General features: G+C 68.8%; 9 protein-coding genes and 3 pseudogenes. 4 read left to right on the forward strand and 8 right to left on the reverse strand.

Features of this window, described 5'->3' with window-relative positions; translation table 11 throughout:
• Nucleotides 1-9: 9 nt before the first annotated feature.
• The 8 genes and pseudogenes from DI624_RS16115 to DI624_RS07910 all read right to left on the reverse strand — a co-directional run.
• A pseudogene (locus DI624_RS16115) lies at nt 10-63 on the reverse strand (hypothetical protein); the annotation flags it as partial.
• On the reverse strand, nt 64-462 hold the full coding sequence (locus DI624_RS07880; RefSeq protein WP_291537236.1) for a host attachment protein: 399 nt from the start codon (nt 460-462) through the stop codon (nt 64-66).
• 107 nt (nt 463-569) lie between these two features.
• Entirely contained in the window at nt 570-1106 is a 537-nt protein-coding gene (locus DI624_RS07885) for a methylated-DNA--[protein]-cysteine S-methyltransferase (protein ID WP_291537237.1), read from the reverse strand.
• Nucleotides 1090-2262 (reverse strand): Ada metal-binding domain-containing protein, encoded by a 1173-nt coding sequence (locus DI624_RS07890; RefSeq protein ID WP_291537238.1) that lies wholly within the window; start codon nt 2260-2262, stop codon nt 1090-1092. Before DI624_RS07890 ends, DI624_RS07885 begins: the two co-directional genes overlap by 17 nt.
• A 10-nt stretch (nt 2263-2272) precedes the next feature.
• On the reverse strand, nt 2273-2482 hold the full coding sequence (locus DI624_RS07895; protein WP_291537239.1) for a helix-turn-helix domain-containing protein: 210 nt from the start codon (nt 2480-2482) through the stop codon (nt 2273-2275).
• Complete coding sequence (locus tag DI624_RS07900; protein ID WP_291537240.1) at nt 2475-3098, reverse strand: hypothetical protein; 624 nt, start codon at nt 3096-3098, stop codon at nt 2475-2477. Before DI624_RS07900 ends, DI624_RS07895 begins: the two co-directional genes overlap by 8 nt.
• 127 nt (nt 3099-3225) lie before the next feature.
• The gene (locus tag DI624_RS07905; RefSeq protein WP_291537241.1) at nt 3226-4365 is read right to left on the reverse strand and encodes a hypothetical protein; all 1140 of its coding nucleotides are present in this window, start codon (nt 4363-4365) and stop codon (nt 3226-3228) included.
• Between the two features lie 26 nt (nt 4366-4391).
• A complete protein-coding gene (locus tag DI624_RS07910) occupies nt 4392-4727 on the reverse strand; it encodes a PadR family transcriptional regulator (RefSeq protein WP_291537242.1) in 336 nt (111 codons plus the stop codon).
• Nucleotides 4728-4876: 149 nt separating this feature from the next.
• Between DI624_RS07910 and DI624_RS07915 the strand changes: the two are divergent.
• The 4 genes and pseudogenes from DI624_RS07915 to DI624_RS07925 form a co-directional block, all read left to right on the forward strand.
• Nucleotides 4877-6787 (forward strand): annotated as a pseudogene (locus DI624_RS07915) (DNA methyltransferase); the annotation flags it as partial.
• A 673-nt stretch (nt 6788-7460) separates the two neighbouring features.
• Nucleotides 7461-7556 (forward strand): annotated as a pseudogene (locus DI624_RS16120) (hypothetical protein); the annotation flags it as partial.
• A gap of 69 nt (nt 7557-7625) precedes the next feature.
• Nucleotides 7626-8261 carry a hypothetical protein gene (locus DI624_RS07920; protein WP_291537244.1) on the forward strand — a complete coding sequence of 212 codons (636 nt, stop codon included), beginning with the start codon at nt 7626-7628 and terminating at the stop codon, nt 8259-8261.
• Nucleotides 8262-8326: 65 nt separating this feature from the next.
• Nucleotides 8327-9573, forward strand: a 1247-nt coding sequence (locus tag DI624_RS07925; RefSeq protein WP_291537245.1) for a DEAD/DEAH box helicase family protein, incomplete at its 3' end; no start/stop codon positions are given.

Here is a 9573-nt window from a genome sequence, read left to right on the forward strand (position 1 = left end):
AGACAGGGCCAGGCCGAAAAAAGGGAGCGCCGACGGCGCTCCCTGGCTGACCAACGCCCGCAATCAGGCCTTGTCGATGGCGGCGGCGATCTGGTCGCTGGAATGGCCGGTCAGGTCCTTGGCGATCTCTCCGACCAGCTTGCCCTGCAGATCCTTGTGCCAGTGTTTGCGCAGCTCCCCCAGAGTCTTGGGCGCGGCGATGACCAGCAGTTCTTCGATCTTGTTCGTGACCGACCATTTGTTCAGCACCTCGGCGACGCCCATGGCGAAGCCGTCCTCGGCCTGGGTGTCGTTGTCGGGATTGGCCTCGTTCGACCGGCGGCCCGCCGAGCCGGAAACGCGGTCGGCGACGGGCGGAGTCTCCAGCGGGATCAGGGCGATGTCGGAGGCGTTCGTGTTCTTGAACAGGGCCAGCTTCTCGCCGTCCACCACCGCCACCAGCGCGCCATTGGAAAGTTTCATCGTCGGTTCTCCAGTCTCTTTCGGCTCAGGGTAACGAACCGAGGCCCAGGCCGTTGCCTGGCGCAGCCCCCCCTCCACGATGTCGCGCGACGAACCGCGCCCGAGCGTCAGAGCCGCCGGCCGGCCGCCTCGTGCGCCAGCAGCCAGCGCTTGCGCTCCAGCCCGCCGGCATAGCCTGTCAGCGTCCCGTTTGCGCCGATCACCCGGTGGCAGGGAACGATCACGCCCACGGGATTGGCCCCGTTGGCCAGACCCACCGCCCGCACGGCCCGGGGCGCGCCGATCGCCGTCGCCAACTGGCCATAGGTGCGGGTCTCACCCGCCGGAATATCGCGCAGGGCCTTCCACACCGCGCGCTGAAACGGCGTGCCGCCGGTCTTCACAGGCAGGCCGTCCAATGCGCCCAGATCGCCCGCGAACCAGGCCGCCACGGCGTCGCGCACCGCTTCGGGCGCCCGCCCCTCCGTCAGATCGACCGCGCCGTAGTGGCGGATCAGCAGCCGGCGCAGACGCGCCTCATAGTCGTGAAAGTCCAGCGCCCGCACCACGCCGTCCGCGTCGGTGGCGATCAGCATCTCCCCCACCGGCGAGCCGATCCGGTCCAGCGTCAGCCGCATCGGCGGGGCCTCAGGCGGTCTGGCCATCGTACTGCTCCTTCGTCCTGGTCCAGTAAAGCGCGCCATAGGCCCGCCAGGGGCGCCACCGCTCAGCCCGCGCCGTCGTCGTCGCATCGCCTGAGGGCAGACGGTCGCTGGGGGCCGTCTCATGGCTGTCGATCCAGTCGCCGGGCGGTCTCAGACCGGGCCAGGCCGCCAGGGCCGCCCTCAGGGCCGGATCGGCCGACAGGTCGCGGGCGATGGCCTCCGGGTCGGCGGCCAGGTCGAACACCCGCCGCACGCGGGCCAGGACGCCGGGCAGGGCCTTCAACACCCCCATCCGCACCTCGACCGCCACGCGGCCGGGCGCGCCGGGTCGGACCCTCACCGCCCCTTCGGTCCCGTCGATCCCGGCGCGCAGACGCCGGGTCCAGACGCCGTCGACGACCTTTTCATCGTCCACGTCTCGCGCGGCCAGGGCTTGCATCATCGCCGGCCAGTCGTAGGGCGGACGATAGGCCAGCCCCAGCCGGATCGTCCCGCCCGCCTCGGCCTCGCCCCTGCGTCGACGCAGGTCCGACGGCGGTCGGCCGTACAGGGCCAGGAAGGTCTCGTTGAAGCGCCGCACGCTGCCGAACCCCGCCGCCAGGGCGACATCGGCCATCGCCAGATCGGTCTCGTGGATCAACTGCTTGGCCAGCAGCACGCGCCGGGTCTGGGCCACGCTGACGGGGGCGGCGCCCAGATGCTGGCGGAACAGGCGGCGCAACTGGCGTTCCCCCAGGCCCAAGCGTGCGGCCAGCGCCTCGGTGTCCGCCGTGTCCAGCGCCCCCGCCTCGATCAGGGCCAGGGCGCGGCTGACGGTGTTGGCGGTGCCCCGCCATGCGCCCCCGCGCGGGGCCTCGCCGCGCCAGCCGGCGAAATCGGGCGCCGTCTCGGGCCGGCAGCGCAGACACGCCCTGAGACCCGCCGCCTCTGCCGCCGCCGCCGTGCGGTGAAAGACCACATTCTCCCGCTTGGGCGTGCGCGCCGGGCAGACCGGGCGGCAGTAGATGCCGGTCGAGACGACGCCGGTGAAGAAACGCCCGTCGAACCGGGCGTCCCTGGCCGTCACCGCCCGCCAGCAGGCGTCCTGATCCAGAACCATATCCATGCGGCCGAGGATGCCCCGCCAGCCCCGCGATGTCTCGCGGTTTTCGGACATGGATTGCGTCTCAGTCCTTCAGGAAGAACAGCGCCTCCACCGTCGTCTCCAGCGCCCGCGCCAGGTCCAGGGCAAGCAGGGTCGATGGAATGAAGACACCGTTCTCGACCGTATTGATCGTCTTGCGCGACACCCCGGCCTTGTCGGCCAATCCCTGCTGCGTCAGGCCGGCGGCGGTGCGGATCTCCTTCAGACGCGAGCCCAGTCGGGGATCACCCATCGCGGCCGGCCTCCCGGTCCAGCCAGGCGAAGCGCAGGCCCGCCGAGGCTCCGCCCAGGGCCAGCACATAGGGCAGCGCCATCACCCCGTAGTCGGCGCGCCACAGCCCCAGCCCCAGGGCGGCCGTCACGCCCGCCATCAGCACCACGAACGCCAGTATCATCGACTTCGCCCGCATGACCTGGGTCAGTTCGTCCTCCAGCAGGCGGCGGTTGCGCCGCGCGTGCAGGTCCCACCCCATGACCAGGACCGGGATCAGCCAGCCGTAGAGGACCGGCAGCAGGATCTGCACATAGGCCCCGACATTATCATCCCCGCCCAACACCCGCTGCATTCCGCCCTGCGCCTGGGCCATGAACATCAGCAGCACCAGCGGGAACAGCACCAGCTGTCGCGTCCGCTCGCGTTGCAGCTTTTCGCGGCGGGAGCCGTCGCGACTGGCGGCGACGTCGACGGGCCGACCGGGCCGCCCCCACCAGGCCATCAGCCCGCCCAGCAGCATGAAGGCCAGGCCCATGCCCGCCGCCACACCGGCGACCGTGGCCCGGTCGCCCTCCGCCCCGGTCAGGACGGCGAACCCCGACCCGCCGATCAGTCCGGCGGCGCCGACGGCCACCAGGGCCAGGCCGCCGAGCCAGCACCGGCTCCGCTCCGCTCCGCCGTCGCGCGCTGGACCATGTGCGTTTCGTCTTCGATCACTGCAACCTCCTGAAGTCACCCTGAGGTTACATATCACCTATAGGTTACACCCCGTCAAGCGGTTTCGCCTCGCTCCCGACGATCAGCCGCGCGACCGCCCGCACGATGCGCGCCACCTCCACCGCGAAGGCCCAGACCACGACCACCATCAATATGGTCGCCACGCCGCCGGCGTGGTCGCCGTCGCGTTCGAACAGCAGGCGCACCCGTTCGAAGAACGCCGTGGCCGTGCCGACCCAGACGACCGGCGACAGGGCCGACCAGAACCAGACCCACAGCACGCCCCAGGCGGCGGCCAAGCCGAACAGGATGTCCCCCAGGGCCGTCAGCCGCACAGGACCGCCCGAGGCTGCGCGCATCAGGTCGAAACCGATGCGGCACACGGCGAACAGGATGACGGGCCAATAGGCGGCGGCGACCATCCGACCCAGGATGCGGCCGTAATCGACGCCATCCACCACCCCGGCCAGTTCCTCGGGCCGCAGGGGCCAGGCCTGCAACAGGCCGGTCCACCACAGCAGCACCACGGTCCAGCCGATGGCGCTGGCCACGGCGCGGGCGACGGGCGACATCTGCGCCCCCTTGCGCACCTCGCGCCCCGATTTCGACGGGCGCGCGCGGCCCCGGCCGAACCAGTCCTCCTGCGCGATCTTCCGGCCCCAGAGTTCGGCGTCGAAGTCGCTGGCCAATTCGAACACGCCCAGGTCCTTGACCCGCCATTTGGCGATGAAGTCCGGCTTCTTCTCCTGCCGCTCCAGGATGAAGCCGGCGAGGGTGAGCAGGCCGACCACGGTCACGGCGCCGCTGAACAGGCTGGCGATGGCCTGGCCTATGGCCTGGCCCGGATAGACGTCGCCGACCAGCACCCGCACCGCCAGTCCGACCAGGGTGACGGCGGCCATGACGACCAGGCCGACCTTGGCCCCGAACAGCCACCAGGGATAAAGCGCCGGTCCGATCAGCGCCTGCGGCCCCGGCCGATATCGGGCGGCGACGCTCAGCGGATGGCCCACTTCGCGCAGCAGGGTCTCGACCTCGTCGTCGGTCGCCGGCCGACCCAGACGCGCCTCCAGCGCCTCCAGCCGCCCCATGATCTCGTCGCGCAGCTCGGCGACGATGTCTTCGCGAACGTCCTTGGGCAGCTGCGCCGCCACGGCGTTCAGATAGCGTTCCATCAGGTCCATCCCGGCCCCTCCTTCCATCGCATTGTTCACAGCATCGTCTCCAGCGATCTCGACAGACCGCGCCACTCGGCCGCCAGCCGCGTCAGCATCGCCTCGCCCCTCGCCGACAAGCGGTAGAACCGCTTCTTTCGCCGATCCTCCTCGCGCCACTCGCTGTCCAGCAACCCCTGGCCTTCAAGCCGGCGCAGCAGCGGATAGAGGGTGCTCTCCTCCATCTCGACGCCCGCCTCACCCAGGGCCACCCGCAGCGAATAGCCGTATTGCTCGCGCCTCAGACTGGCCAGCACGGCTAAGATCAACGACCCCCGCCGCAACTCCAGCCTCAGGCTGTCGAACAGCAACTCCTCTTCGTTCTGGCTCAAGCGTCAGCCTCCGTGCGCCACATAGTGTGTGACGCACAGTGTATGGGACATACTGTGTGTGGAAGTCAAAGTCATTCGTGCGTCGCCGCCTCGGTCTTGCCAATACTATTTATACGTGCGTTATGAGCCCCGTCGCATGCGGGGGCTGCATGACTATCGAAGCGTTCATAGAGTTGTGGGCCGACAGGGAGGGCGGCGCGGAACGCGCAAACACCGCGCCCTACATCATCGGCCTGCTGCAGGCGCTGGATCTGCCGACGCCCGATCCGGCCGGGGCGACCACGCTCCACAACGACTATGTGTTCGAACGGGCCGTGCGTCCCAGCTTCCACTCCGGCCAACCGAAGCGGATCGACCTCTACAAGCGCGGTTGCTTCCTGTTGGAGGCGAAGCAGTCGCGGCTGTCGGGAACGTCCAAGCTCCTGCCTTTCGGGGACGCGCCGCCCCTGATGTCGCCGCCCCACGGGCCGGGATGGGACAGTCTGATCCGCAATGCGCGGGTCCAGGCTTTCGCCTATGTCTCCATGCTGCCCGCCGACCATGTCGCGCCGCCGTTCGTCATCATCTGCGACGTGGCGCGGTCCTTCGAAATCTGGGCGGACTTTTCCGGCACGGGGCGTGGATACGCCCCCTTCCCCGACCGGCTCGGTCATCGCTTCAGCCACGCCGATCTGGCCAAGCCGGAGATCCAGGCCCGGCTGCGCGCCATCTGGACAAATCCCCACAGCCTCGATCCCGCCCGCATCGCGGCGGTCGTCACGCGCGAGATCGCCGACGAACTCAGCGTCATTTCCCGCCGTCTCGAACATCAGGGAATCGCGGCCCAGGACGCGGCCCATTTCCTGATGCGATGCATCTTCACCATCTTCGCCGCCGACGTCGACCTGATCCCCAAGCTCAGATTGATCGAGATGCTGGAGGATTGCGTCCATTCTCCCGCCCGGTTCGTCCCCATGATGGAGGAGATGTGGACCCGCTTCGATCTGGAGGAGCGGCCGCAGCGCTTCTATTCGGGCTTCGGCGACTATCTGCCCCACATCAACGGCAATCTGTTCGCCGACCGACGCGCCTTCCCGCTCGGCGCGCCGGAAATCCGTCGCCTGATCCTGGCCGCCTCCAAAGACTGGAAGGACGTCGAGCCGGCTATCTTCGGCAGTCTCCTGGAGCACGCCCTGGAGCCGACCGAGCGGCGCAGGCTGGGCGCGCACTACACCCCGCGCCGCTTCGTCGAACATATGGTGGAGCTGACGGTGATGGAGGTGCTGCGCGCTGACTGGGCCGAGGTTCAGCACGGCGTCGAAATGGCCTGCGACGAAGGCGATGCGCGCGGCGCCGTGCGGCTGGTGAAGGGCTTTCATCAGACCCTGCGCCGGACGCGCGTCCTGGACCCGGCCTGCGGCACCGGCAACTTCCTCTATGTCGCGCTGGAACAGATGAAGAAGCTGGAGGGGGAGGTGCTGCAGACCCTGTTGGACCTGGGCCAATCGGACACGCTGGACCTGGACACCGTCGATCCTCGCCAGTTCCTGGGCCTGGAGCTGAACCCCCGGGCCGCCGCCATCGCCGATGTGGTGTTGTGGATCGGCTTTTTGCAACAGCATTATCGCAACCGGACCGGCCATCCGTCCGAGCCGATCCTGAGAGCGCACGGCAACATCCGCTGCGTCGATGCGATGCTGACCTGGGACGGGGCGCCGGGGGTCGTGACCGGCTATCGCGACGGCGCGCCGGTTCAGTTGTGGCCCAATCCCCGGCCGACCGCCTGGCCCGAAGCCGAGTTCGTCGTCGGCAATCCGCCCTTTATCGGCGGCAAAGACGTGCGCTCGCGGCTCGATCCCGGCTACGCCGAAGCCCTGTGGATCGCCCATCCGCGCATGAACGAGAGCGCGGACCTGGTGATGTACTGGTGGAACCAAGCCGCCGAAATCCTGACGCGGCCGGGGACGGTTCTGCGCCGCTTCGGCTTCGTGACGACCAATTCGATCACCCAGGTCTTCCAGCGCCGCACCGTCGAGCGCTGGCTGTCCGGCCCGCAGGCCTTAAGCCTGATCTACGCCGCGCCCGACCATCCGTGGACCAAGGCCAGCCGCGACAGCGCCGCCGTCCGCATCGCCATGACGGTGGCGCAGGCCGGCCGTCATGACGGGACCGTCCTGACGCGCCTTTCCGAATCCGCCCTGGAGACGGACGAACCGGTCGTGGAGCTGGCGGCCAGCTCCGGCCGCATAAACGCGGACCTGACCATCGGCGTCGACGTGACCAAGGCGCTGGCGGTGAAGGCCTCGGCCGGCGTCTGTTCGCCCGGCGTCAAACTGCACGGCGCCGGCTTCATCGTCAGCCACGCCCAGGCCAAGGCGCTGGGGCTGGGGGCGCGGCCCGGGCTGGAGCGTCACATCCGCCCCTATCGCAACGGCCGCGACCTGACCGGACGGTCCCGCGACGCCTGGGTAATGGACTTTTACGGCCTGTCGGTCGACGACCTGCGCCTACGCTTCCCCGAGGCCTATCAGCATCTGGTCGAGCAGGTGAAGGAGGCCCGCGACGCCCACGGTGTTCTCGTGGGACGCGACGCCAATCCGCGGGCGGCATACCGCGACTTCTGGTGGATATTCGGCGAACCCAAGAGGCGACTTTCGCCCTGCACTAGAAAACCTGCCCCGCTATATCGCCACGGTGGAGACGGCCAAGCACCGGACCTTCCAATTCCTCGACGCCGAAATCCTGCCGGACAATATGCTGGTCTGTATCGCGGACGACGATGCGGCGACCCTGGCCCTGCTTTCGAGCCGCGTTCACCAAGCCTGGTGCGTCGCGAACGGCGGGGTCCTGGAGGATCGGCCGCGCTACACCAAGTCCCGCTGCTTCGACCCCTTCCCCTTTCCGGCGCTGGACGAGGCCTTGCGCGACCGGCTGCGGGCGGCGGGCGAAGCGCTGGACGGGCGCCGGCGCGCCGTCCTGGCCCAGAACCCCGACCTGACCCTGACCACCCTCTACAACTGCCTGGAACAGCTTAGGGCCGGTCAGCCGCTCGACGCCCGGCAGGAGGCGATCAAGCAGCGCGGCCTCGTCATCATCCTGCGCGACCTGCACGACGCCATCGACCGTCTGGCCTACGCCGCCTATGGCTGGCCGGATGGCCTGTCGCGCGACGAAACGGTGGCGCGGCTGGCGGCCCTGAACCAGGCGCGCGCCCAGGAAGAGGCCGCGGGCCGGGTGCATTGGCTGCGTCCAGACTACCAGCGGCGCCAGGCCGGCGCGTCCCAGGCCCAGACCCAAAGCCTGTTCCTCGCCGTCAGCACCCCCGGCCCCGCCGCCAGACGTCCCGCCTTTCCCGCCGACCGCTACGCCCAGCCCCTGGCGGTGCAGGCGGTCTTGCGCGCGGCGGGCCCGATCGCGCCGCCCGACCTGGCGCGGCGGTTCAGCGGCGGCGCTCGTCTTGAGCCGAGGATCAGCCGCGTCCTGGCTACCCTTCATCGCTATGGCCATGTCGAGCGGCTGCCGGACGGCCGCTGGGCCGCCGCCCGCGCCGCCTGACCGCGCAACCGTCCACGCACCGACGCGCTATGGCGGGAGACGCCCGCACCCACTAAGTTCTGTTCATGAACCGTTCTTCGACGCCGAAGCCCGCCGCGGCCAAGACCGCCAAGCCCGTCCACGTGCCCGACCCCGGCGTTCGCGAGGCGGCGACCGCCTTCATCCGCGACACAGGGAAAATGCCGATGTTCGCGCCGGTGTCCGGCCCGCGCCTGACGCCGGAGGAGGCCCCGGCCGCGCCCGCCGACTGGACGCCGCACCGCCCCTCGCGCGAGGGGACGAAGAAGGGCGGCAAGTTCCGTCTGGAAACCAAATACACCCCCGCCGGCGACCAGCCCGCCGCCATCGCCGAACTTGTGGCCCAGGCCCAGGCGGGCGACCGGGACCAGGTGCTGCTGGGCGTCACCGGCTCGGGCAAGACCTTCACCATGGCAAAGGTGATCGAACAGACCCAGCGGCCGGCGCTCATCCTTGCGCCCAACAAGACTCTAGCGGCCCAGCTCTATTCCGAATTCAAGGCGTTCTTCCCGGATAACGCAGTCGAATACTTCGTCAGCTATTACGACTATTATCAGCCTGAAGCCTACGTCCCCCGGACCGACACCTATATCGAAAAGGATTCTTCGATCAATGAGCAGATCGACCGGATGCGGCACTCTGCGACGCGGGCTATACTAGAACGCGATGACGTCATTGTTGTGGCGTCGGTGTCCTGCATCTACGGCATCGGGTCGGTCGAAACCTATACGGCCATGACCTTCACGCTGAAGGTCGGGGACCAGATCGACGAGGCGAAACTGCGGGCCGATCTGATCGCGCTGCAGTACAAGCGCAACGACGTGCATTTCGAACGCGGGATGTTCAGGAAGCGCGGGGACGTGATCGAAATCTTCCCCGTCCACCTTGAGGACCGGGCCTGGCGCATCAGCCTGTTCGGGGACGAGCTGGAGGCGATCCAGGAGTTCGATCCGCTGACGGGAAAGAAGACCGCCGACCTGAACGAGATCACCGTCTATGCGGCCAGCCACTATGTCACCCCGCGCCCGACGCTGAACCAGGCGACCCAGGGCATCAAGGCGGAACTGAAGGAGACGCTCGACTGGATGGTCGAGAACGGCAAGCTGCTGGAGGCCCAGCGGCTGGAGCAACGCACCCGCTTCGACCTGGAGATGATGGAGGCCACCGGCTCCTGCGCCGGCATCGAGAACTATTCCCGCTGGCTGACCGGCCGCGCGCCGGGCGAGCCGCCGCCGACCTTCTTCGAATACATCCCCGACAACGCCCTGCTGTTCGTGGACGAGAGCCACGTCAC

The organism is Brevundimonas sp. (genome assembly GCF_003248455.1).
In the GTDB taxonomy this organism is placed as follows: Bacteria; Pseudomonadota; Alphaproteobacteria; order Caulobacterales; family Caulobacteraceae; genus Brevundimonas.

Coding starts and splice junctions, on each gene's coding strand:
- DI624_RS07880 (WP_291537236.1), bottom strand. CDS start 462: ATGAAACTTTCCAATGGCGCGCTGGTGGCGGTGGTGGACGGCGAGAAG.
- DI624_RS07885 (WP_291537237.1), bottom strand. CDS start 1,106: ATGGCCAGACCGCCTGAGGCCCCGCCGATGCGGCTGACGCTGGACCGG.
- DI624_RS07890 (WP_291537238.1), bottom strand. CDS start 2,262: ATGTCCGAAAACCGCGAGACATCGCGGGGCTGGCGGGGCATCCTCGGC.
- DI624_RS07895 (WP_291537239.1), bottom strand. CDS start 2,482: ATGGGTGATCCCCGACTGGGCTCGCGTCTGAAGGAGATCCGCACCGCC.
- DI624_RS07905 (WP_291537241.1), bottom strand. CDS start 4,365: ATGGACCTGATGGAACGCTATCTGAACGCCGTGGCGGCGCAGCTGCCC.